Origin of the sequence: Paraburkholderia translucens (assembly GCF_020881035.1) — a bacterium.
GTDB classification, from domain to species: Bacteria; Pseudomonadota; Gammaproteobacteria; order Burkholderiales; family Burkholderiaceae; genus Paraburkholderia; species Paraburkholderia translucens.
Map to the genome: position 1 here is coordinate 151,875 of NZ_JAJITC010000002.1, position 23,770 is coordinate 175,644.

General features: G+C 64.2%; 20 protein-coding genes and 1 pseudogene. 13 read left to right on the forward strand and 8 right to left on the reverse strand.

From position 1 onward, the window contains the following. Positions 1–8 precede the first annotated feature (8 nt). On the reverse strand, positions 9–1,760 hold the full coding sequence (locus LJ655_RS03930) for an ABC transporter permease (RefSeq protein ID WP_230559955.1): 1,752 nt from the start codon (positions 1,758–1,760) through the stop codon (positions 9–11). A gap of 783 nt (positions 1,761–2,543) precedes the next feature. Here LJ655_RS03930 and LJ655_RS03935 point away from each other — a divergent pair. Further along, positions 2,544–4,235, forward strand: coding sequence for a sensor domain-containing diguanylate cyclase (locus LJ655_RS03935; RefSeq protein WP_230559956.1), 1,692 nt, complete (start codon positions 2,544–2,546; stop codon positions 4,233–4,235). 166 nt (positions 4,236–4,401) lie between these two features. Beyond that, entirely contained in the window at positions 4,402–4,668 is a 267-nt protein-coding gene (locus LJ655_RS03940) for a double-stranded DNA-specific endonuclease (protein WP_230559957.1), read from the forward strand. A gap of 59 nt (positions 4,669–4,727) precedes the next feature. Here LJ655_RS03940 and LJ655_RS03945 read toward each other — a convergent pair whose 3' ends face one another. Beyond that, positions 4,728–6,044, reverse strand: a complete 1,317-nt coding sequence (locus LJ655_RS03945; RefSeq protein WP_230559958.1) for an ATP-binding protein — start codon at positions 6,042–6,044, stop codon at positions 4,728–4,730. Next, a complete protein-coding gene (locus tag LJ655_RS03950; protein ID WP_230559959.1) occupies positions 6,028–6,753 on the reverse strand; it encodes a response regulator in 726 nt (241 codons plus the stop codon). Before LJ655_RS03950 ends, LJ655_RS03945 begins: the two co-directional genes overlap by 17 nt. Before the next feature lie 218 nt (positions 6,754–6,971). On the opposite strand from LJ655_RS03950, the gene LJ655_RS03955 reads away from it, so the two are divergent. Beyond that, entirely contained in the window at positions 6,972–7,496 is a 525-nt protein-coding gene (locus LJ655_RS03955) for a periplasmic heavy metal sensor (protein WP_230559960.1), read from the forward strand. Between the two features lie 126 nt (positions 7,497–7,622). On the opposite strand, the gene LJ655_RS03960 is transcribed toward LJ655_RS03955, so the two are convergent. After that, positions 7,623–8,333, reverse strand: a complete 711-nt coding sequence (locus LJ655_RS03960; RefSeq protein ID WP_230559961.1) for a pirin family protein — start codon at positions 8,331–8,333, stop codon at positions 7,623–7,625. A gap of 554 nt (positions 8,334–8,887) precedes the next feature. Here LJ655_RS03960 and LJ655_RS03965 point away from each other — a divergent pair. From LJ655_RS03965 to LJ655_RS03985, 5 genes are all read left to right on the forward strand, one after another. Then, entirely contained in the window at positions 8,888–9,664 is a 777-nt protein-coding gene (locus LJ655_RS03965) for an ABC transporter substrate-binding protein (protein WP_230559962.1), read from the forward strand. Between the two features lie 267 nt (positions 9,665–9,931). Beyond that, on the forward strand, positions 9,932–10,621 hold the full coding sequence (locus tag LJ655_RS03970; RefSeq protein ID WP_230559963.1) for an ABC transporter permease: 690 nt from the start codon (positions 9,932–9,934) through the stop codon (positions 10,619–10,621). Further along, on the forward strand, positions 10,618–11,331 hold the full coding sequence (locus LJ655_RS03975; protein WP_230559964.1) for an ABC transporter permease: 714 nt from the start codon (positions 10,618–10,620) through the stop codon (positions 11,329–11,331). Before LJ655_RS03970 ends, LJ655_RS03975 begins: the two co-directional genes overlap by 4 nt. A gap of 39 nt (positions 11,332–11,370) precedes the next feature. Next, a complete protein-coding gene (locus LJ655_RS03980) occupies positions 11,371–12,150 on the forward strand; it encodes an ABC transporter ATP-binding protein (RefSeq protein WP_230559965.1) in 780 nt (259 codons plus the stop codon). 613 nt (positions 12,151–12,763) lie between these two features. Further along, a complete protein-coding gene (locus tag LJ655_RS03985) occupies positions 12,764–13,933 on the forward strand; it encodes a porin (protein WP_230559966.1) in 1,170 nt (389 codons plus the stop codon). Positions 13,934–14,119: 186 nt separating this feature from the next. Here the strand turns inward: LJ655_RS03985 and glnK are convergent, their stop codons facing one another. Both glnK and LJ655_RS03995 read right to left on the reverse strand, forming a co-directional pair. Further along, positions 14,120–14,458 (reverse strand): P-II family nitrogen regulator, encoded by a 339-nt coding sequence (gene glnK / locus LJ655_RS03990; RefSeq protein ID WP_013088783.1) that lies wholly within the window; start codon positions 14,456–14,458, stop codon positions 14,120–14,122. A gap of 102 nt (positions 14,459–14,560) precedes the next feature. Beyond that, positions 14,561–16,261 carry an NAD+ synthase gene (locus LJ655_RS03995; RefSeq protein ID WP_230559967.1) on the reverse strand — a complete coding sequence of 567 codons (1,701 nt, stop codon included), beginning with the start codon at positions 16,259–16,261 and terminating at the stop codon, positions 14,561–14,563. A 151-nt stretch (positions 16,262–16,412) separates the two neighbouring features. Here LJ655_RS03995 and LJ655_RS04000 point away from each other — a divergent pair, with 151 nt between their 5' ends. Beyond that, entirely contained in the window at positions 16,413–17,582 is a 1,170-nt protein-coding gene (locus tag LJ655_RS04000; protein ID WP_230559968.1) for a GNAT family N-acetyltransferase, read from the forward strand. 10 nt (positions 17,583–17,592) lie between these two features. Further along, positions 17,593–17,907 (forward strand): GIY-YIG nuclease family protein, encoded by a 315-nt coding sequence (locus tag LJ655_RS04005; RefSeq protein ID WP_230559969.1) that lies wholly within the window; start codon positions 17,593–17,595, stop codon positions 17,905–17,907. Between the two features lie 6 nt (positions 17,908–17,913). On the opposite strand, the gene LJ655_RS04010 is transcribed toward LJ655_RS04005, so the two are convergent. Then, positions 17,914–20,010, reverse strand: coding sequence for an FUSC family protein (locus LJ655_RS04010; protein WP_230559970.1), 2,097 nt, complete (start codon positions 20,008–20,010; stop codon positions 17,914–17,916). A 297-nt stretch (positions 20,011–20,307) separates the two neighbouring features. Beyond that, entirely contained in the window at positions 20,308–20,835 is a 528-nt protein-coding gene (gene ppa / locus LJ655_RS04015; protein WP_230559971.1) for an inorganic diphosphatase, read from the reverse strand. Positions 20,836–21,058: 223 nt separating this feature from the next. Here ppa and LJ655_RS04020 point away from each other — a divergent pair, with 223 nt between their 5' ends. The 3 genes and pseudogenes from LJ655_RS04020 to LJ655_RS04030 form a co-directional block, all read left to right on the forward strand. Beyond that, positions 21,059–22,498 carry an aldehyde dehydrogenase family protein gene (locus LJ655_RS04020; protein WP_230559972.1) on the forward strand — a complete coding sequence of 480 codons (1,440 nt, stop codon included), beginning with the start codon at positions 21,059–21,061 and terminating at the stop codon, positions 22,496–22,498. Between the two features lie 58 nt (positions 22,499–22,556). Beyond that, a complete protein-coding gene (locus LJ655_RS04025; protein WP_230559973.1) occupies positions 22,557–23,315 on the forward strand; it encodes an SDR family oxidoreductase in 759 nt (252 codons plus the stop codon). A 208-nt stretch (positions 23,316–23,523) separates the two neighbouring features. Next, a pseudogene (locus tag LJ655_RS04030) lies at positions 23,524–23,724 on the forward strand (MFS transporter); the annotation flags it as partial. Positions 23,725–23,770: the final 46 nt, after the last annotated feature.

The following is a 23,770-nucleotide window of genomic DNA, read 5'->3' on the forward strand; positions in this document are numbered from 1 at the left end:
TTCATTTCTCAATCTAGGCGGAGCTTGCCTTCGGCGTAGGCGTACATCGGACGCCACAGCAGACGGTTGAACAGGGTCACGAACAGGGACATCACGGCAATGCCCACGATGATCTTCGGAAAATCCCCCGCGGCGGTGGTCTGCGCGATATAGGCGCCGAGACCATGCGCGGCGACCCTGGTATCGCCCCACTGCACGAACTCGGACACGATGCTCGCGTTCCAGGCACCGCCCGACGCCGTGATCGCGCCGGTGACGTAGTACGGGAAGATGCCCGGCAACATGACCTGACGCCACCACTGCCAGCCGCGGATGTGGAAATTGGTGGCCGCCTCGCGGTAGTCGTTCGGATACGAGCTTGCACCCGCGATCACGTTGAACAGGATATACCACTGCGTACCGAGCACGATCAGCGGCGACAGCCAGATGTCCGGGTTCAGGTGAAAGCGCACGATCACGATCACGAACACCGGGAACAGCAGGTTCGCCGGGAACGCGGCGAGGAACTGCGCGAGCGGCTGGACCTTTTCCGCGAGCGCCGGCCGCAGGCCGATCAGCACGCCGATCGGCACCCAGATCACGGAAGCGAGCGCGATCAGCACCACCACGCGCAGCAGCGTGATCAGCCCGAGCACGAACACGTGACCGACCTCGTCGAGCGTCACGCCGGTGCGCACATACAGGAACACGCGGTACACCACGTACAGCGTGGCGAGCAGCACGATTGCCGCCCAGATGATGTCGCCGAGCTTCGAGCTCTTCTCGCTCTGCGGAATGTGAAAGCGCGGCGCGCTAAACGCCGGCAGCTGGAAGCGCACGCGAGCCGCACGCGCGAACATCCAGCCGAGCGGCACGAGCAGCCGGTGAATCAGCCGCGTGCGGCGGATCAGGTCGAGCAGCCACGATTCCGGGGCGTTGCCCGAACTCGTGAACTCCATGCGGAACTTGTCGGCCCACGCGACGAGCGGACGGAACAGCAACTGGTCGTAGGCCAGAATCACGACCGTCATCGCGAGGATCACCCAGCCGATCGCGTGCAGGTTCTGGTCGCTGATCGCTTGCGCCAGATAGGCGCCGATGCCCGGCAGCGTAATCGTGTTGTTGCCGACCGTAATCGCTTCGGAGGCCACGACGAAGAACCAGCCGCCCGACATCGACATCATCATGTTCCAGATCAGGCCCGGCATCGAGAACGGCACTTCGAGCTTCCAGAAGCGCTGCCATGAGGTCAGATGAAAGCCGCGCGACACCTCGTCGAGATCGCGCGGCACCGTGCGCAGCGACTGATAGAAGCTGAACGTCATGTTCCACGCCTGGCTCGTGAAGATCGCGAAGATCGCGGCGAGCTCGGCGCCGAGCACGCGGCCCGGGAACAGCGCGAGGAAGAACGTGACCGTAAACGAGATGTAGCCGAGCACCGGCACCGACTGCAGGATGTCGAGAATCGGCACCAGCACCAGCCCGGCGCGGCGGCTCTTGGCGGCGAGCGTGCCGTACACGAGCGTGAAGATCAGCGACGCGACCATCGCCGCGAGCATGCGCAGCGTGGTGCGCATCGCGTACTCGGGCAGGTTGGCCGGATCGAGCGAGATCGCCTGCGTCTTCAACGTCGACATCGGCGCGAGCGTCTCGTGAAAACCGATCGACGCCATCGCGATCAGACAGATGATCAGCGGAAACGCGACGAAGTCCCAGCGATTGGGCAGTACGCGCCACGCCGAGGCATTGGCGGTGCGCTTCAGGTCGAAACTGAAATCCATCAGATGCCCTCCCCCTTGAGACAGGCGTTCGAACGCTCGAAGGAGGCCGCGGCTACCGCACGGCGGGCTGTGGGTCGGTCCGGAAAGCGGAAATCAGGCATGGCAAAACGCGCGTGCGTGTTAAATCGTTAGCGTTGGAGACTCGTGGGCCGGCAACGGCATGTTCGTGGACGCGTCACCCATGACCATAACCATTACGCCGAACTCCTGTCGCCGCGGGCGCCGCCCGAGGGCTGGCGGGCTTTCCTCGTTTTGGACGGCACGACACTACACCATCCTATGTTTCAGGCACAACCTTCAGGCGCGAATCGCCATCCAGCACCGCGAGGCCGTGGCGTAAACCTTCAGCAAGCCACGGTTCAAGTCGCCGCGCCGCACTGTACCTTGCTCCTGCGTACTTCAGCGTGACACGTCGCGTGGCCGTCTCACGGCGTGGCGCGCAAGCCACATCAGCCGCCGCATCGGCCATCGTTGCTCCAGCATTCCATCGCCAGGAAGGCCGGAAAGATATCAAGAATGCGGCGCGGCTGCCGTTAATAACCTGATCGGCGCGGCATATGCAGGGGGCATCCCAGCAATAACGGTGGCGTCGGGCTCCACGACGGTTAAAATCGGAAGTCCGCGTACCTGTTTATCAGCGGTTCATCCCGGGCCGCGGCGGCGGCGCAACTCATGTCGCTTTTGACGGGACGAAACCGCGGCCGACGCGGGCACCGGCACAGCGCAAGTGCGCTGCCACAAACGAGCAAGTTGCATGTAACTGCCAGACGGATCAGAGGGTCGATGAACAGGACAACCTTGCGCCAGGTAGCCGGGCCGGTCAGCTTCGTGCTGATCGTACTGGTGTGCTGGTTCGTGGCTGGCATGGTCGCGGACCGGATGGTACAGCAAGAGCTGGACGCGGCGTTGCGCACCCAGCGGCAAATGTCCACGTCGATCGTCGACAACATGGCGGAAGTGATTGCCAGCGACCTCGCGATGTCCCGCGCCATCCCCGCAACCATGGCCGAAATGGACCTGGTCCAGCGCGCCCTGGCGCAATCGCAGAATTATGCCGCGAACAGCGAGGCGGCGGAACCCGCACTGCGTGCAGCCTTGCTGAAGGACCCGAAGATGGCCGCGGTCAGCAGGTTCCTGCACGAAGCGCAGGGCTTCTCCGGGCTCGATCAGGTCTGGATCGTCAACGCGAACGGCATCTGCGTCGCGTCGAGCAGTTCGATGTCGGGCCCGGACGGCGCGCAGCAATCGTTCGTCGGGGTGGACATGCGGGCTCGCGGCTATCTGACCAACGCGCTACTCGGCGCGTTCTCCGAGGCCTACGGCGTCGGTCACACGACCGGCGAGCCGGGCATCTTCATTGCCGCACCGGTCTATTCGAAGGGGCTCCTCGTCGGCGCGGTGGTCGCGAAGGTCGGCATCGCGCGCTTGCGCCACTGGGTCGCGCACGCGGGCACCTTCGTCTCCGACGACAACGGCGTCATCATCATGGCGCACAACAGCGCGCTCGAAGGCCATGTGCTGCCGCACTCGCGCGTCACGCAGATGAGCCCCGCCGAGCGGCGCATCATGTACCGCCGCGAGACGTTTCCCGACATGCTGATCCTCGAAGACACGCAGATGCGCGAGCAGGCGCCGTGGGTGCCGGCGGCGGCCGCCGCGCAGTTGTTCGGGATGATCGAACAGCCGGTCCCTGCGCTCTATCAGAACCGCGGCGGCCTGAACTCGGGGCTCTCCGCGCACCTGGTCGATCCGCTCGCGGCGTGGCCGGAGCTGCTGCGCAACCACAAGCGCGACCATCTGCTCGTGTTTCTGACGCTGGCCGGCACCGTCGCGCTCGCGTGGGTGATCACCGTATCCTACGTGCGCGAGCGGCGTCACCACCGCGCGACACGCGACCTCGCTGAGCAGTTGCAGTCGGCCAATACCCTGCTTTCGGCGGAAGCGCGGCAAGATTCGCTGACTGGCGCGCTGTCGCGGCGCTATTTCCTCGATCTGCTGCGCCACGAGATCGATCGCGCGCATGCGGGCCGCGAGCCGCTGTGCATGGCGATCGCCGATCTCGATCACTTCAAGCAGATCAACGACCGCTTCGGCCATGCCGCCGGCGACCGCGCGCTCGAACATTTCGTCGATACTTGCCGCGCGGAGCTGCGCGTCTCCGACGCGATCGGCCGGCTCGGCGGCGAGGAGTTCGGCCTGCTGCTGCCGGCCACCAATCTCACGGCGGGGCGCGAGGTGGTCGAGCGTCTGCGGCTGCGGTTGAAGGCGGTGCCCTCGCCGAGGCTGCCGCCATCGGTGGAACTGAGCGTGAGCATCGGCATCACCGAACTGTCGCCCGACGATCTGCCCGAGCGCATCATGAGCCGCGCCGATACCGCGCTGTACGCGGCGAAGACCGGCGGGCGCGATCGCACCGAGGCACTGCCGCCCGACGATACCGCGCCGCCCACGCGCACGGCGCTCAATGCCTTGTGAGGCCCCGACGCTCGCCACGGTACGCGACGCGTTGCTAATACTCTGCCGTTCAGCCAACTCATGCCGGCATCCGGCCCGCGCCGAAACGACGCCGAGCCTCCCGCAACGAAGCAGGTATCATCGATCCAGGATTGGATTGCCACTATCGCTCTAACGGGAGATTCGCATGAAGGGAAATCTGGTGATCGTCTGTCGCGATCAGGACGCAGATGCATTCGACAATCTGCTCGCTGAATACGGCGCGTTCCAGACGCGTCTGTCGTCGACCGCGTGGTATCTGAAACTGGAGGTCGCGCCGGAACTGATTCAGGAGGAAATACTCGCGCGTCTCGGCAAATATACGACGCACTACATTTTCGAGGCGGAATCGGTGACGTGGAATACCGTGGATAGCGAAACGGCGAATGCGTTGAATACGCTGTTTTCGGACTGATCTCTCCCCGCTCGCGATGCCGACGCCCCGTGCCCGCATCGCGACTCGAATACCCCGTACTACCAGGCGCTTTCCGAAGCCGCCGCAACCCTCGGCAGCACTTCGAACGGAAAACTCATCAATACCCGCAAGCCGCGGCCGCCGTAATTGCCGATCTCCCATTCACCGCCTGCGCGCCGCACGAGCCGCTCGACGATTGCCAGACCCAGTCCGCTATGGCCGTTGCCGCCGCGAGCCGGATCGAGCCGCACGAACGGCCGGCTCGCGTTGATCAGATCCTGCGCGGCGATGCCGTGACCGTTGTCGCTAATGGATAGCGTAAAACCCTGGGGCGTGCGCGCGGTCGCGACGACCACCGGCGGCGCGCCATACGCATGCGCGTTGTCGAGCAGGTTCGACAGGATCCGGTCGAGCGTGGCGGCGGGCAACACAAACGACGGCCCCGCGTTCAGTTCCGTCTGCACGGTCGGCGCGCCGGCCGCGACCGCCCTGTAGCTGCGCACGACACGCTCGCACTGCGCATCCACTTCCACGGGTTCGCTGCGGTCCGCGCCGTCGTGCGCGAACACCAGGAACTGCTCGACGATATGCGTCATCGAATCGACGTCGCGCACGACGCCGTCGCGCGTCTTCGCGTCGTCCATCATTTCGGCGCGCAGCCGCAGCCGCGCGAGCGGCGTCTTCAGATCGTGCGCCACACCGGCCAGCATCACGGCGCGATCGTGCTCGGTGCGCCCGACTTCCTGCACCATCTGATTGAAACCGTGCGTGAGTTGCCGCAGTTCGCGCGGGCCGCGCTCGGGCACCGGCGGCACCGGCAGCCCGCGACCGAAGCGTGTGACCGCCTGCGCGAGCGAGCGCAGCGGCTGCTGCAACGCCCACGCGGCGAACAGTGCCGCCATTACCGCGAAAGAGAAGATGATGGCGAGCCATAGCACCGTGCGGTCGAGCGAGCGCGGCATGCGCAACGGCTGCGCCGGCACCACGATCCAGTTCTGGTCGGTCGTGGCGCGCACCCACAGCATGGGCGGACCGCCCGGCGAGCCGACGCGCACCTGGGTGCCGGCCGGCATGCGGTCGCGCACGTCCTCGACGAAATGCTCGAGCGATGCCGGCATGTTCGGGTTGACCGCCGGCACGTCCGGGCTCGCCGGGTCGACGAGTTTCACGCGAGACGGCAACGGTTGATCCGGTGTGCGGGCGACGTGCTGACGCACCGCGTCGACGAGAAAGGTCGCTTCCTCGACCGCGTAGCGCGTTTGCAGTTGCGTGCGTTCGAGGCGCATTAGCCCATACCACGCGAAATGCGACAGCATCAGCACCGCGACGACGAGCAGCGCGAGCCGCCCGAACAGCGAATCAATGGGCCGACGCATGCTGCTCGCCGTCCGGCACGAACACGTAACCGCGGCCGCGCACCGTATGGATGAAGCGCGGCGTGGACGGGTCGGTCTCGAGGATGCGGCGCAGGCGCCACACCTGCACGTCGATGCCGCGGTCGGTGCCGTCGTACTCGGGACCGTGCAGCAGTTCCAGCAGGCGCTCGCGCGTGAGCGTGCGCATGGGGTGATTGACGAAAATCTTCAGTAGCGCGAACTCGCTGCCCGACAGCGTGAGCGGCTTGTCTTCGAGATGCAGCGTGCGTGAGTGGAAATCCAGCGTGAAGCGGCCGAAGCTGAACGGCTCGCGCTGCTCTGGCGCCGCCGCCGACGGCAGCGTGCGGCGGCGGCGCAGCACCGCCTGCACGCGCGCGAGCAATTCGCGCGGATTGAACGGCTTGCCGAGGTAGTCGTCCGCGCCGAGTTCAAGACCGACGATACGGTCGACGTCGTCCGCGCGCGCGGTCAGCATGATGACTGGGATATCGTCGCCCGACGCGCGCAGCTTGCGCAGCGCGGTGAGACCGTCCACGCCCGGCATCATCAGGTCCAGCACGATGAGGTCGGGGCGCTCGCGTTCGAGGCGCCGTTCGAGCGAGCCCGCGTCGTGCAGCACCGATACTTCGATGCCCTGACGGGCGAGATAGTCGCGCAACAGATCGCGAAGTTCGACGTCGTCGTCGACGACCAGGATTTGAGTAGCCATGGAATGAAGTTTAACGCGCGGTAGAAAGGGTTTTGGTTTTCCGAACCGCCTCAAGGGTTACTGGGTGTTACCGTGAAAGGCACACGTAATTGCTGGTAATCGCCACGACGCGACGCGTAACACAGCGGCCAGTGCGGTTCTCTACGCTGTGGCTTACCGAGTGCAGGCGATCCCACGACCGGTTGCATCGTCGGCTATTCCATTACAAGGAGCCTCATATGTCCACCAAAAAGACGTCGCGCGTTCTCGCCGTTGCCGTAACCGCTCTCGCCATCGGGGCAGGCGCCGCTTATGCCGCTCAACCCACCCACGGCGGCCCCGGCGGCTGGCACGGCCACTTCATGCAGGAACTGACCCAACTCCACGACCAGTTGAAGCTGAACGCGGATCAGGAAAAGCTATGGCAAAACGCGCTCGACACGATGAAGCAGAACCGCGAAGCGATGCGCGCCAACCACGAGCAGGCTCGCGACCAGTTCAAGGCCGCGCAGCAGCAGCCGATCCTCGATTTGAACGCAATGGCTGCAACGCATCAGCAGATCGAGCAGAAGGACGCGCAACTGCGTCAGCAAACCACCGACGCCTGGCTCAAGTTCTATAACGGCCTGAACGACCAGCAGAAGACCACCGTCAGCACCGCCCTCAAGAAGCGCTTCGCGCGAATGGAGCAGCGTCACGAGAAGATGCGCGAGCGCTGGGAGCATCAGAACGGTGCGGCCTCGGCTCCGGCCGCCACTCAGTAAGCGGCGCAGCGCATCCGCGAGGCGGGACAGGGAGGATGCCCCGCAAGTGGAAAAACGCCACGGAAGAGGTTTTCCGTGGCGTTTTCGTTGGGCGCTGTTCGCAGCTTTACGCGCGGGCCATGCGAATCAGCCGTTCAACAGACCGAGGTCGAACAGCAACACTTCGGCGTTCTCTCCTTTTTCGAGCGTGACCGCGTCGACGTCGCTGAGCTTCGCGGCATCGCCCGCCCCGAGCACCGTACCGTTCACGTTTAGCGTGCCGCGCGCAACGTGCAGATAGGCGAGCCGTCCCGCGGGCAGCGCGAACGATGCGTGTTCGGCCCCGTCGAACAGGCCCGCGTAGATCGACGCGTCCGCGTGGATCGTCACCGAGCCGTCGCGGCCATCGGGCGAGGCGATCACGCGCAGGCGGCCGCGCTTGCTGTCGGCGTCGAACCGCTTTTCCTCGTAGCCGGGTTGGTCGCCCGCGCGGCGCGGAATGATCCAGATCTGCAGCAGGTGCACGAGTTCGTCGCGCGACGCGTTGAACTCGCTATGCTGCACGCCAGTGCCGGCGCTCATGCGCTGCACGTCGCCGGGACGGATCGTCGAGCCGTTGCCCATACTGTCACGGTGCGCGAGCGCGCCTTGGAGCACATATGTGACGATCTCCATGTCGCGATGACCGTGGGTGCCGAAACCCTCGCCGCCGGCGATACGGTCCTCGTTGATCACCCGCAGCGGCCCGAAATGCACGTGCTGCGGGTCACGGTAATCGGCAAACGAGAAGCTGTGGTAAGAGTCGAGCCAGCCGTGGTTGGCGTGGCCGCGTTCTTCGGAGCGGCGAATCTCGATCATGGGGAGTCTCCCGGTAACTGTTCAATCAGAGCGATGCCGGCAATGTAGAGGCTGCGCGGCCACTTAACAATCGTGCGCGGCCGCACCGGAGCGTTCCATCGATGCAAGCAATCGGGCGCGGCGCGACTGTCGAGTCCGGCGCCGGGAAAACCGCACCGGCGTCGCTCACGCGGCACGCCGTACGCGGCGACTTGTCGCTCGCTGCCGTCCAGCACTGGCACCTTGCCGCTCTTCGGGTAAAATACCGCGCTTTTTAAGACGCGTGGACGTCCCGCGGGACCTTCGGGACACTCCGGCAGCCCTCGCCGGGATGGCGGCAAGCACCGCGCGGCGGGGCTTCGGCTCGCGCTGCACCCTGGCAAGGCGCACCCGATAAGCACCGAACGCGCCGGATCACCGCGCCGTGCCGAACGAATCGCCCGCGAAGGACGACGAGAGCGCGGCGACATCCCGGCGGCACGGCAATTTTGACCGCCTAGAATAGCGACCGTCGGCCTTGGGCCGGCGCGCGTCGAGTCGAATCATCGCGACGATCAGTTTGATTCAGGAGAATTATGAAGAAGTTCGCACTGTGCGTGGCTCTGGCAGTCATGGCCACCGGAGTGATGGCGAAGGAATGGAAAACGGTGCGCATCGGGGTCGACGCCAGTTATCCGCCCTTCGAATCGAAGGCGCCTGACGGCAGCATCGTCGGTTTCGATGCCGACTTGACTCGCGCGCTGTGCGCGAAGATGAACGTGAAGTGCGTATGGGTCGCGCAGGATCTCGACGGCATCATTCCGGCGCTGAAGGCACGCAAGTTCGACGCGATCATTTCCTCGCTCAGTGTCACCGACCAGCGGCGCGAGCAGATCGACTTCTCCGACAAGCTGTTCGACGCGCCCGCGCGCATGATCGCGAAGACCGGTTCGCCGCTTCTGCCCGCCCCTGAATCGCTGAAAGGCAAGCACGTCGGCGTCGAGCAGGGTTCGACGCAGGAGCAGTATGCGAAGGCCTGGTGGGAACCGAAAGGCGTGATCGTCGTGTCGTACCAGAATCAGGACCAGGTGTATGCGGATCTCACGTCGGGCCGCCTCGATGCCGCGCTGCAGGATGAAGTGCAGGCCGACGTCGGCTTTCTGAAGACCCCGCGTGGCAAGGGCTTCGCCTGGGCCGGTCCGGAAGTGAACGATCCGAAGACGATCGGTGAAGGCACCGCGATCGGTCTGCGCAAGGGCGATACCGATCTGAAAGCGAAGTTCAACCAGGCGCTGGCCGAGGTTCATCAGGACGGCACGTTCAAAAAGCTCGAAAAACACTACTTCGACTTCGATATTTATCCTGGGCGTTGAACGAAACAGGCACGATACGCAGTAGCAAGCCGGCGCAGGCCGGCGGCAGTCACAGTGTCAGTATGAGCACCCGGCAGTAGATTCAAAACAAACCGGGACGCAAGTCCCGAAAAGCGCGCTGCAGGAGCGCCCACGTTTCTGCAGCATGATTTGCACAGCGGCACGCTGTGCGCCGCGAATCACGGGCGAAACCGCTCGCCCCAAACGCGGCGCAACGCGGGCCGCGTCTTTCGCGGCGCGCGAAGAGCGCATCGTCAAGGACTACCTATGCTCCTCCAAGGCTACGGCCCGCTGCTTCTCAGCGGCACCTGGCAAACCGTCAAGCTGGCGGTGTTCTCGCTCGTGCTCGCTTTCGTGCTCGGCCTGCTCGGCGCGGCGGCGAAATTGTCGAAGAACCGCCTCTCGAACGGCATCGGCACCGTGTACACCACGCTCGTGCGCGGCGTGCCCGATCTCGTGCTGATGCTGCTGCTGTTCTATAGCATTCAGATCTGGCTCAACAACCTGACGGATGCGTTCGGCTGGAACCAGATCGACATCGACCCGTTCGTGGCCGGCGTCGCCGTGCTCGGCTTCATCTATGGCGCGTACTTCACCGAGACGTTCCGCGGCGCGTTTCTCGCGGTCCCTCGCGGTCAGCTCGAAGCGGGCGCGGCCTACGGCATGACGAGCTGGCAGGTGTTCTCGCGCGTGATGTTCCCGCAGATGATGCGCTTCGCGCTGCCTGGCATCGGCAATAACTGGCAGGTGATGGTCAAGGCAACCGCGCTCGTGTCGATCATCGGTCTCGCCGACGTCGTCAAGGCTTCGCAGGATGCCGGCAAAGGCACGCTGCGATTCTTCTTCTTCACCCTGCTCGCGGGAGCGATCTATCTCCTCATCACCACAGTGTCGAACTTCGTGCTGATGTACCTCGAAAAGCGTTACTCGACCGGCGTGCGAAAGGCGGATCTATGATCGAGATCATTCAGCAATATTGGCGTAACTATCTCTTCAGCGACGGCTACCGCTTCACCGGCGTCGCCATCACGTTGTGGCTACTGGTCGTGTCGATCGGCCTCGGCTTCTGCCTGTCGGTGCCGCTCGCGGTCGCACGCGTATCGAAGAAGAAATGGCTCGCGGGCCTCGTGTGGCTGTATACGTATATCTTCCGCGGCACACCGCTCTATGTGCAGTTGCTGCTGTGCTACACGGGTCTTTACAGTCTCGAGATCATCCGCAACAACGAGCTGACCAACGCGTTTTTCCGCGACGGCATGAATTGCACGCTGCTCGCGTTCACGCTCAACACCTGCGCCTACACGACCGAGATCTTCGCGGGCGCGATCAAGGCGACGCCTTATGGGGAGATCGAAGCGGCGCGCGCGTACGGCATGTCGTCGTTCACGCTGTACCGGCGCGTCATTCTGCCGTCGGCGCTGCGCCGCGCACTGCCCTACTACAGCAATGAAGTGATCCTGATGCTGCACGCGACCACCGTCGCGTTCACGGCCACGGTGCCGGACATCCTGAAGATCGCCCGCGACGTGAACTCCGCGACGTATCAGTCGTTCAACGCGTTCGGCATCGCCGCGCTGCTGTATCTGTGTATTTCTTTCGCGCTCGTGTGGCTGTTCCGCCGCGCCGAGCGTCGCTGGCTCGCTTACCTGCGGCCGCAAGGCAAGTAACTGCGCGTCCCTGGACAAGCAAGCTCGTTAAGGATCCTGATGAATTCCAAGAAGCAGAAGCTCTTCGTCGACGAGCTTCACAAAAAGTACGGCGACAACGAAGTCCTCAAGGGCGTGTCGCTGAAAGCCAATGCCGGCGACGTGATCAGTGTGATCGGTTCGTCCGGCTCGGGCAAGAGCACGATGCTCCGCTGCATCAACTTTCTCGAACAGCCGAACGCGGGGCGCATTGTCGTGGACGGCGAGGAAGTGCGCACGCAGACCGCCAAGGACGGCGCGTTGCGCGTGTCGGACCCGAAGCAGTTGCAGCGCGTGCGCACGAAGCTCTCGATGGTGTTCCAGCATTTCAATCTGTGGTCGCACATGAACGTGCTCGAGAACATCATCGAGGCGCCGGTGCACGTGCTCGGTTTGAAGCGCAAGGAGGCCGAGGACCGCGCGCGCGAATATCTCGAGAAGGTCGGTCTCGCGCCGCGTCTCGAGAAGCAGTACCCGTCGCATCTGTCGGGCGGCCAGCAGCAGCGCGTCGCGATTGCGCGGGCTCTGGCGATGCATCCCGACGTGATGCTGTTCGACGAACCGACCTCCGCGCTCGACCCGGAGCTCGTCGGCGAAGTGCTGAAGGTGATGCAGAAGCTCGCCGAGGAAGGCCGCACGATGATCGTCGTGACGCACGAAATGGGCTTCGCGCGCAACGTGTCGAATCATGTGATGTTCCTGCATCAGGGCCGCGTCGAGGAAGAAGGCCATCCTGACGAAGTGTTCCGGAACACGAGGAGCGAACGTTTGAAGCAATTCCTGTCGGGTAGTCTCAAATAATAAGATTAACCTCGACTGTTTATGATGCGAATCGCATCTGAAATGTAGTCGGAGTAGTTTTACAAGGCGCTTACGAGCGCCTTTTTTATTGTTATCATCTCCCTCCTTTCGGCTATTCGAACGACGAAAAAGCGCCGAAACCCCGCCAGGGCGGCCATTTTGGACCACTTTGACCGCCCTAACCTGCCACTTTAAAAACGTCAATAGTGGCAATCCTTAGTACGCCCCCTTCCAAGCCCGGAATACCTTACCGGACAAGGCTTCGCGCGCTTTACACGGAGGTCGCTGCGGGTCTCGGCCCACATTCGTATTGCAATTTGGCGACACCCCTTATGGCCGGTACTAATTTCTTCTCCCAGTTAAAGTTATTTTTGATAAATTAGTAACCAAAGTAGCAAAAGAAAGTTGATTAAAAGTAGTTTCACTTCAAACAGAGGAGAACCGGTCGGCGAGGGATCGGCATGACACAAAGACGGCTCGACGCTGCACGTCATGACAGGAGGCCCTATCCGCCGCCGTTCTCCCCTGGTACCGCTTTCTGTTCGGCGTTGATCGCGTCCGAACACCACTCGCAGTACTGGGTTTCTTTTTTTGACAGGGTATGGAGGAGAAGATGAAGAAAGCTTTGCTCGCCGCTGCGCTGATGTCGGCCGGCGTTGTTGCTCACGCTCAAAGCAGCGTCACGCTGTATGGCCGCCTCGATGCGGGCATCGAATACATGTCGGGTGTTCCGAGTCCGAACAATCCCAACGCCAACGGCGCCGCCACCAATACCACGAGTCGCTGGAGAGCGGAAAGCGGCGACTGGGGTACCAGCCTGTGGGGCATGAAGGGTGTCGAGGACATCGGCGCCGGCAACAAGGTCCTGTTCCAGTTGGAAGGCTCGTTCAACACGATGACGGGCGCGGGTCCTGGCGGCGGCGGTCTCTTCAATCGCTGGGCAACGATCGGTTTGTCGAACCCGCAGTACGGTACGTTCACGATGGGCCGTATGCTCTTCATCTCGAACGGCGTGTGGGACTTCGACCCGTTCGGTCAATCGAACTGGTCGTCGGCATCGCTGGTGCGTGGCCGCAACTGGCCGCAATCGAGCAACAACTTCGCGTACCAGTCGCCGAAGTTCGCAGGCTTTGACTTCTACGGCCAATACGCGCTGTCGAATTCCACGAACTGGAACGGCAACGGCACGACCCCGCAAGGTCGCGAGGCTGGCGCGCAGGTCACCTACACGAGCTCGTTGTTCCAGGTCCGCGGTATCTATGACGAAATCCGCAACCCGGCAAACGGCCAGTTGTGGGGTGGTCCGGTCGCCAACAACGGTATCAATTCGTTGAGTAACCCGACGAACGCCGGCGCATTCGCTGCGTCGCGTGAATACTCGGCGCTCGTGAACGTGTTCCTCGGTCAGTTCAAGGTTCAGGCCGCTTACCAGGCGATCCGTACGGCAGGTGCAACGGGCGTCAGACCGGGCGAGCCGACCACGCTCGATCACGAATGGGGTGGTGTGACCTGGCAAGCAACGCCGGCAGCCGCGCTGATCGCAGCGGTCTACCATGTGAACGGCAACAACGGCGCGGGCAATGCGACGATCTACACGATCGGCGGTTCGTACAACCTGTCCAAGCGCACGCTGCTGGACATCCAGATTGCAGGGGTGTCGAACAGCCGTACGGCTAACTTCGGTCTGAATGCGAACGACCCGGGCTTCTCTGCTGCTACGGACAACCCGCTGCAAGGCAAGGGTCAAACCGGCGTGTACGCAGGTATCCAGCACTCGTTCTGATCGAACGATGCGCCCCGAGGGTCGTGCCCTCGGGGTGTAACGCAAGTTTCTCAAAGAGAATCGTTTTTCACGCTGCTGCGAGAGGCGCGTATCGGTGCAATATCCGCAAGGGTATTGCACCTTTTTTTATTGGGCGCGCAATTTTGAGTCATTGCACGCACCGGGCCGGTGCGAGGAAGCGCCGATCTACACCGCTGCTTCGTTCTCTTCGCCGGTGCGGATACGGATCACGCGTTCGACGTCGGCGACGAAGATCTTGCCGTCGCCGATCTTGCCGGTCCGCGCCGCGCCGATGATCGCGTCGATCACCTGATCGCACTGGCTGTCCGCGACCACGACTTCGATCTTCACTTTCGGCAGAAAGTCGACCACATACTCTGCACCACGATAGAGCTCGGTATGCCCTTTCTGGCGGCCGAAGCCCTTGACCTCCGTCACGGTCAGGCCGGTGAGGCCGACTTCCGCGAGCGCCTCGCGCACTTCGTCGAGTTTGAACGGTTTGATGACTGCAGTGATGCGCTTCATGGCGAACCTCGTCTCTTGATGGGGAGTGTGGAAAAGAGAAGGATGATTTTTATTCTACGCCGCGCCGGACGCATTGCGGCATCCGCACGCGTGTATCGTTTTTCACTCCACCGGTTCGGTGTAGCGCGAGGTGATCGGATAACGCCAGTCGCGGCCGAACGCGCGATGCGTGACGCGAATGCCGATCGGCGCCTGACGACGCTTGTACTCGTTGATCTTGATCAGGCGCGTGACGCGTTTTACGTCGTCGACCGCGTAGCCCGCCGCGATGATCTCCGCGAGGGAACGATCCTCTTCCATGTACATCCGCATGATCGCGTCGAGAACTTCGTATTCGGGCAGGCTGTCCTGGTCGGTCTGGTTCTCGCGCAGCTCCGCCGACGGCGCGCGCGTCAGAATGCGCTCGGGAATCACGTCGCGGGTCGCAAATGTGGTGGCCGTGTTGCGATAGCGGCACAGGCGGTATACGAGCGTCTTTGCGATGTCCTTGATGACCGCGAAGCCGCCGGCCATGTCACCGTACAGCGTGCAGTAGCCGACCGCCATCTCGCTCTTGTTGCCGGTAGTCAGCACGATCGAGCCGAACTTGTTCGACAGCGCCATCAGCAGCGTGCCGCGAATACGCGCCTGGATGTTCTCTTCGGTCGCATCTTCGGCGCAACCCGCGAACTCCTCGGCGAGCGAGCCGCGAAACGCGTCGAACATCGGCGCGATCGCGATCTCGTCGTAGCGCACGCCGACACGGCGCGCCATGTCGGCGGCGTCGGTCGTGGAGATGTCGGCCGTGTAGCGCGACGGCATCATCACCGCGCGCACCTTGTCAGCGCCGAGCGCGTCGCATGCAACGGCCAGCACGAGCGCCGAGTCGACGCCGCCCGACAGACCGATCAGAGCGCCAGGAAAACCGTTCTTGCCGATGTAGTCGCGCACGCCCATGACGAGCGCCGCGTACACCTGCGCTTCGATCGACTGTTCCGGCGCGATCGCGGCCGGCAGCGGCGTGCCGCTGTCGAACTCGACGATAGCGGTGGCCTCCTCGAACTGAGCGAGCTTCGCGACGAGTTCGCCCTGAGCGTCGAGCACGAACGAGCCGCCGTCGAATACGAGTTCGTCCTGGCCGCCGACCATGTTCACGTACACCATCGGGATGCCGGTCTCGCGAATCCGCGCGCGCAGAATGTCGAAGCGCACCGCTTCCTTGTTCAGGTGATACGGCGAGCCATTCGGAATCAGCAGCACCTGGGCTCCCGCGGCCTTCGCCATCTGCGCGGCCGAGGCGTGCCATACGTCCTCGCAGATCACGACGCCATACCGCACACCGTCAAGCTCGAAGACGAACGGCTGCGGGTCAGATGCAAAGTAGCGCTTCTCGTCGAACACCTCGGTGTTCGGCAGATCCTGCTTGCGATAGGTGCCCTGCACTTCGCCGTCGACGATCAGCGACGCCGCGTTGAACGTATCGACCGGCGGCGCGCCGCGCTCGATCGGCGCGTTTGCATTACCATGGCCGTGCGCCAGGTTGTGTGTCACGTCGCGCAGCGGATGACCGACGATCACATGCAATCCCGTGAACGGCTTCAATTGCGCAGCGAGATCGGCCAACGCGGCCGCGCTCGCGGCATAAAACGCGGGGCGCAGCAGCAGGTCTTCGGGCGGGTAACCCGACAGCGCGAGTTCAGGCGCGACCAGCAGCTTCGCACCGTCGCTATGCGCGGCACGCGCGGCAGCGACGATCTTCGCGACGTTGCCGGCGAAATCGCCGACAGTGACATTGATTTGAGCAAGAGCGATTCGGGTCTTCATGGCAGGATCGACAGGCAAGCCTTCGCGGCTCGCGGGTACCGCGGCACGATGGCTCGGCGGAATGGGATACACCGGATCAACGAACTTAACCAACGACGCGGCCGCTTCGTCTTCACAGCGCCGCGCCGGTCATTGCAAACAGTCACGCAGATTGAACCAGCAACGTATCGATTATCGCACGGGCATTCTGGCATCGCCCTCCGAGGTGGACGCCGCCGAGTGGAACGCCCTTCTCGCGGCGCAGCCGCAGCCCACGCCGTTTTTGCGGCACGAGTTTCTGAGCGCGCTCAACGCGACGCAATGCGCGGTCCCCGACACGGGTTGGGCGCCGCAATTCGTCACGCTGACCGACGCGCGCACGGGCAAGCTCGCGGCGGCGGCGCCCGTGTATCTGAAGGGGCACTCGTATGGCGAATACGTGTTCGACTGGGCCTGGGCCGACGCGTACAAGCGCAATGGCCTGCCCTACTACCCGAAGCTGCTGTGCGCGGTGCCGTTCACGCCGGTGCAGGGCACCCGCCTGCTGTCGGCAAGCGACCACGCGCTGCGCCATCTCGCGGCGACGCTGATGGCGTTCGCCGAGCAGGCCGAGGTGTCGTCGCTGCATGTGCTGTTCCCGACGCAAAGTGAAGCCCACGCGCTCACCGACATCGGCATGATGCAACGCGAAGGCGTGCAGTTTCACTGGCTCAACGACGGCTATCGCGACTTCGAAGATTTCCTCTCGACGCTCGAACAGAAGAAGCGCAAGAACATCCGCGCCGAACGTCGCAAGGTACGCGAGGCGGGCATCACGATGCGCAGGATTCGAGGCGAAGACATCAAGGATGCCGATTGGCGCTTCTTCAGCAAGTGCTATCGGCAAACTTATCGCGAGCATTTTTCGAGTCCGTATCTGAACCTCGATTTTTTCCGCATGATCGGCGCGTCGATGCCGGAGAATCTGCTGCTCGTGATCGCCGAATACGAGGGCAAACCGATCGCGAGTTCGCTCGTGGTCTATCAGCGCGACGCGAAAACCGGCGGCACGCTGTACGGCCGCTACTGGGGTGCGCTCGAACACGTGCCGTGTTTGCACTTCGAGACCGCTTACTATCAGCCGCTCGAATTCTGCATCGAAGAAAAGCTCGCTGCATTCGAAGGCGGCGCGCAGGGCGAGCACAAGATGGCGCGCGGCTTTCTGCCGACGGTCACGCGCTCGACGCATTGGCTTGCGCATCCGGCGTTCGCCGATGCGGTCGGCCATTTCCTCGAGAACGAAAAGAACAGCATCCACGCGTACGTGGACGAGCTGCGCGATCACAATCCGTTCAAAGGCTAGCGGCGCGGTTATGGCGTGGTTTCTCTATCTGCTCGAATGTTCGGACGGCAGCGTCTATACCGGCATCGCCACCGATGTCGCCGCCCGCTTCGACAAACACGCGAGCGGCACAGGCGCGCGCTATACGCGCTCGCGCAAGCCGGTGCGGGTGCTGGCGTCGTTCGAGCTGGCGGACCGGTCGAGCGCGTCGCGCGCCGAGTATTGGGTCAAGCGGCTCACGCCCGCGCACAAGCGCGCACTGGCGGCGGGGATGCTTTCCCTGCAGTCGGTGTTGCCGGAAGTCGTGGCGAATGCCGAGGCGGAGGACGGGAATAACCCGGGCTGAGCCGCGCTATCCCCTCGCCTCGCGCATCCTCTCGGTCAGCAGCCGATGCACGCGCGCCAGCTCGCCCACCGCATCCGCCTCCAACGACGTCAACTGCTCGCGCGCGGGCAACTCGAGCCGCACCGGCCGTAAGGTCCGGTTCAACGCGGCCTCGATGGCCGCGCTCATCGCCGCGACCCATTCGTCGAGTTCGCTATGCATGTCGCGGCGGTTGGCGGTGAGGCGCAACTGCGTCGCGGTGCCGGCCATGCGCCGCAGCAGACTCAGCACCGTCATCGTCACCGTATCGGCCATCGAGTCTTCGAGCTTTTCGAGGCGCACGCGGCCGATCGCTTCCTCCGCGTTGTTGCTGGTGAGGCCGGCCGCGCGGCGCAATTGCTCGATCTCCTTGCCGCTGTGCCGCGGCGCTTCCAGCGACGCACGCAGATACGCCAGATTCGCGCGCACCGCGTCGCCGAGAAAGACGTGCACGTCGAGCTTCTCGCGCGTCGGCCACAAAAGGAAGGTCGCGAGGAGCGCGAGCACGCAGCCGAGCACGTTGTTGCCGAGCCGCGTCAGCGCGAACGCCAACTCGTTGGCGCCGGGCGTCGCGAAGTCGGCGACGAGCACGAAGGCCGGCGTCAGGAACAGCACGAACAGGCTGTAGCTGACGGGGCGCAGCGCCATCGTCGCCATGACGAGCGGGAACACCACGAGCGAGATGGCGAGCGGCGAATGAATCGCATAGCCGATCGCCGCCGCGAGCACGCCGCCGACGATGCTGCCCGCCGCGCGCTCGATGCTGCGCGGCCAGGTCGCGGCGATCGATGGCTGCAGAATCAGCAGCGTCGCCATCGTCGCCCAGTAGCCGAACGGCAGACCGAGCGCGCGAATCACGACGAAGCCTGCCGTCGTCGTCACGCCGACCCGCGCCGCATGACGCAAGCCGACCGACTGCCATGACAGATTCGCCTTCAGCGTCGACCACGCGCCCGCCGCATAACGCGCGACGCACGCGCTCCACGTCTCGGCGTACACTTCACGCGGCGCAAAATCGACGAGTTCGAAACCGGATTGCAGCTTGACCGGTTCGGGCAACGCGCTTTCGAGCCGATGCGCGAGACGCCGCAGACGCGCCTGCGGCTCGGCGAGACGCTCCCAACGGGCGTCGCCGGTCGCGCTGCCGATGTCGCTGAGCACTTCGCCGATCGCATTGAGCAAGCGCGCCGCGCGTCGCGTGCGGCGCGCATCGTCGGGCACTTTCTCGCCTGCGCCCGACACCGCGATCAGATAGGCGAACAACGCTTCGCCGTCGGTCAGGAGGCCAAGCAGCGTGTCGTAGACGGCCGCGCCGGCCGCCTTCCAAACAGGCACGCTCGCGAGCGCATCGCGCGAGCGTTCGAGCGACGCGCGCGCATCGGCGCGAAACCGTGCCGCATGCGTGGCCCATTCGCGCGGCGCGGCTCGCTCGCCGACGAGACGCGCACTATCGAATGCGACGTCGGCGAGACGCTGATACACCGCGCGCAACGACGCCCGGCTCGCGCCGAACGGATGAATGCGCCACACCGTCAGACTCAGCACGATCGCGAACAGACAGCCGGCCAGATAGACACCGAGAAACGCAAGCCCACCGCGCGCGTCGTGCATCGGCCGGTCGGCCATCACGACGCAGGCCGTCGCCGCAAGGATCGTCACCTGCGAGGTGGCCGCGCCCCAGATGCGGCCGAATGCGCCGAGCGTCGTGAACGCGAGCACCGCGAGCGTAGCGAACGCCGTGCCCGCGGCGGACGCGAACGCGGTGGCGCCGCCGCACAGCGTCGAGAGCAGCGCGAAGCCCATCATCGACATGAAGCGCGCGCGGTTCGAGCCGGCCGCATCGGCGAGGCAGGTCCAGAACGCGCCGATCGCAGCCCACGCGAACACCGGATCGTGCAGTACGTCGCCGAGCGCGAGCATCGCCGTCGATGCGCACGCCGCTCGCAAGCCCTCCGACAGACTCGCCTCGCTCGCCGCGAACGACACCATCCAGACCGGCCGCTTGCGGTAGATCGCGGTGACGACCGAATGCAGCCGGGTCGACCGGCGTGGCGATGTCGAGTGGGACTTGCTGCGGTTCATCATCCGGACAGGAGGTCTTGTTTAATCGATGGAAACGCGCGGGGTGCCGAAGTCGGTTCGCACGCGTCGAGGTCGTGCGGCGAATGATAAGGGTTTATACCTAAACATAAAAATGCGATCCGTTCATCGGGGCAATGCATTCAGGTTATGCGCGCGCGACGAAGTGCGCGAGACGCAAGTTGCGACGCGCTTCGCGCGGTAGTTCGAACGCTGCGCGAAGGGCGTGAAAAAACCGCGCGGTCCTTGCGGACTCGCGCGGTTCCTGGACTGCATGCAGCGCGCGGATGAACCGCGGCGCGCTTACTTCTTGTAGTTCGCCACGCCTTCGCTGATTTCCTTGTGCGCGGCGTCGAGCCCCGCCCAGCCTTCGACCTTCACCCACTTGCCCTTCTCGAGCGCCTTGTACTGCTCGAAGAAGTGCTTGATCTGGTCCTTCAGATAAGCCGGCACATCGTCGACCGACTTGAGGTCTGCCGTCATCGGGCAGATCTTGTCATGCGGGACGGCGATCAGCTTTGCGTCGACGCCCGATTCGTCGGTCATCTGCAGCATGCCGAGCGCGCGGGCACGCACGACCGAGCCAGCCAGCAGCGGGAACGGCGTGATCACCAGCACGTCGACCGGGTCGCCGTCGCCCGACAGCGTCTGCGGAATGAAGCCATAGTTGGCCGGATAGCGCATGCCGGTGCCGATGAAACGGTCGACGACGAGCAGGCCCAGATCCTTGTCGGCTTCGTACTTCACCGGATCGCTTTGCGCCGGGATTTCGATGATGACGTTGAAATCGTGCGGAAGGTCTTTGCCTGCGGGAACGTGATTGAAGCTCATGAGCGCTCTCTGAAGGGAATGGAAGCGGATTGCGCAGAACGGCGCGGCGCCGCGCGCCGGACCGTGCGGAATGCGCCATTATAGCCAATCGGCAGATGGCATCCGCGCCAGGTTAGGCGCGATAATCGTCTGGCGACTCACGCTTTGCGTCTCCACCGTTTTGTGTCTCCCTTCGAACCCGCGCCGCCGCACAACGGCCGCGCGTCATCTTCAAGGAGCATGCATGGAAGAAGCCCGGCATTTCATCGGCGGCGAGTGGTGCGCCTCCCGCGGCGGCGAATCGATCGCCGTGCTCGATCCGTCGGACGGTCAGCCGTTCACGGGCATCGCGCGCGGCACCGAGGTCGATATCGACACCGCCGTGCACGCGGCGCGCCGCGCGTTCGAAGGCGCGTGGGGCGCGCTGAGCGCCGCCGAGCGCGGGCGCGTGCTGTACCGGCTGTCGCTGCTGGTGGCCGCGCGCCAGGAAGACCTCGCGCGGCTCGAAGCGCGCGACACCGGCAAGCCGCTCAGGCAGGCGCGCGCCGACGCCGCCGCCCTCATCCGCTATTTCGAGTTCTATGCCGGCGCGGCCGACAAGCTGCACGGCGAAACCCTGCCCTACCAGTCCGGCTACACGGTGCTGACCATCCGTGAGCCGCACGGCGTAACCGGCCATATCGTGCCGTGGAATTATCCGATGCAGATTTTCGGGCGCAGCGTCGGCGCGGCGCTCGCGACCGGCAACGCATGCGTCGTCAAGCCGGCCGAGGACGCGTGTCTCTCGGTGCTGCGCGTAGCCGAACTCGCCGCCGAAGCCGGCCTGCCGCCGGGGGCGCTAAACATCGTCACGGGCTACGGACACGAAGCGGGCGCCGCGCTCGCGCGCCATCCGGGCATCGATCACATATCGTTCACGGGTTCGCCCGATACCGGCAAGCTCGTCACGCAGATGGCCGCCGAGAACCACGTGCCGGTCACGCTGGAACTCGGCGGCAAGTCGCCGCAAATCGTATTCGCCGACGCCGATCTCGACGCCGCGCTGCCGGTGCTGATCTCCGCGATCGTGCAGAACGCCGGGCAAACCTGCTCGGCGGGCAGCCGCGTGCTGATCGATCAGGCGATTTACGAGCCGCTGCTCGACAGGCTCGGCAGTGCATTCACGGCGCTGCGCGTCGGGCCATCGACTGCCGATCTCGACTGCGGACCGCTGATCAGCGCGAAACAGCAGCAGCGCGTATGGGACTTTCTCTCGGACGCGCAACACGACGGCATCGCGATGGCCGCGCACGGCGAAGTGATTCCCGAAGCACCCCAAGGCGGCTTCTATCAGGCTCCGACCTTGCTGCGCGACGTGCCCGCAAGCCACCGGCTCGCGCGCGACGAAGTGTTCGGCCCGGTGCTCTGCGCGATGTCGTTCCGCGACGAAGACGAAGCGCTCGCACTCGCGAACGGCACGCAGTACGGGCTCGTCACCGGTATCTGGACACGCGATGGCGCGCGCCAGATGCGGCTGGCGCGACGCGTGCGCTCGGGCCAGGTGTTCATCAACAACTATGGCGCGGGCGGCGGTGTCGAGTTGCCCTTCGGTGGCGTCAAGCATTCGGGGCATGGTCGCGAGAAAGGCTTCGAGGCGCTGTATGGCTTTACGGTGCTGAAGACGATCGCGATCCGGCACGGCTAGACCATCGCGCAACGCACCACGACGCATCGCTCTACCCATCACAAACAACGGAGACATCATGCGGCTGACAGGTAAAACGGCCATCGTCACGGGCGGCGGTTCGGGATTCGGCGAAGGCATCGCGAAGACCTTTGCGCGCGAAGGCGCGAACGTCGTGGTCAACGACCTCAACGGGCCGGCCGCCGAACGGGTCGCGAGCGAGATCGCGATTGCGGGCGGCAAGGCGATCGCGGTGCCCGGCAACGTCGCGCAACGCGACGACTGGCGCACGTTGCGCGAGGCCGCTTTGGGCGATTTCGGGAGCGTGCAGATCGTGGTCAACAACGCGGGCACCACGCATCGCAACAAGCCGGTGCTCGAAGTGACCGAGGCCGAGTTCGACCGCGTCTATGCGGTCAACGTGAAAAGCATCTACTGGAGCGTGCAGGAGTTCGTGCCGTATTTCCGCGAGCGAGGCGGCGGCAGCTTCATCAATATCGCGTCGACGGCGGGCGTGCGGCCGCGCCCGGGACTCGTCTGGTACAACGGCAGCAAGGGCGCGGTGATCGTCGCGAGCAAGTCGCTCGCGGTCGAGCTCGGGCCGGAGCGCATTCGCGTGAACTGCGTGAATCCGGTGATTGGCGAGACCGCGCTGCTGTCCGAGTTCATGGGCGTCGAGGATACGCCGCAGAATCGGCAGAAGTTTCTCGCGGGCATTCCGCTCGGACGGTTTTCGACGCCCCAGGATGTTGCGAATGCGGCGCTGTATCTGGCTTCCGACGAAGCGGAGTTCATTACCGGCGTATGCCTCGAAGTGGATGGAGGGCGCTGCGTATAGCGGCGAGTGAAGGCAGTGGGTGAAGGGCTGCGCCCGTAGTTCATTTCCATAAAAAGGAGGAGACACAGTCATGGCCGGTCCCGCAGATCCGCTCCACCACCCCGGCGCAGGCGCGCCGCCTTCCACGTTCGAAGAGGCGACCTACCGCAAGGTCACATGGCGGCTCGCGCCGCTGTTGATGCTCTGCTACATCGTCGCATATCTGGATCTCGCGGGCACCGGCGCCGCTGCCGGGATCGCAATGATCGACTCGATCGGCAACCTTGCTGGCTCCCTGTGTCCTTATGCTGTGGGGTGGCTGAAGCAGGTCACTGCCGCGAACGACTCCGGCATGTCTATGCTCGCGGCCTTCATGGTGCTCGGCGGCCTGCTAGCGATCAGTGTGCTGGCGAGGATGGTCAATAAGTGAGGTGACTGACATGGGGCCTTGGCGGTGCGCAACCGCCAGGGCTTTG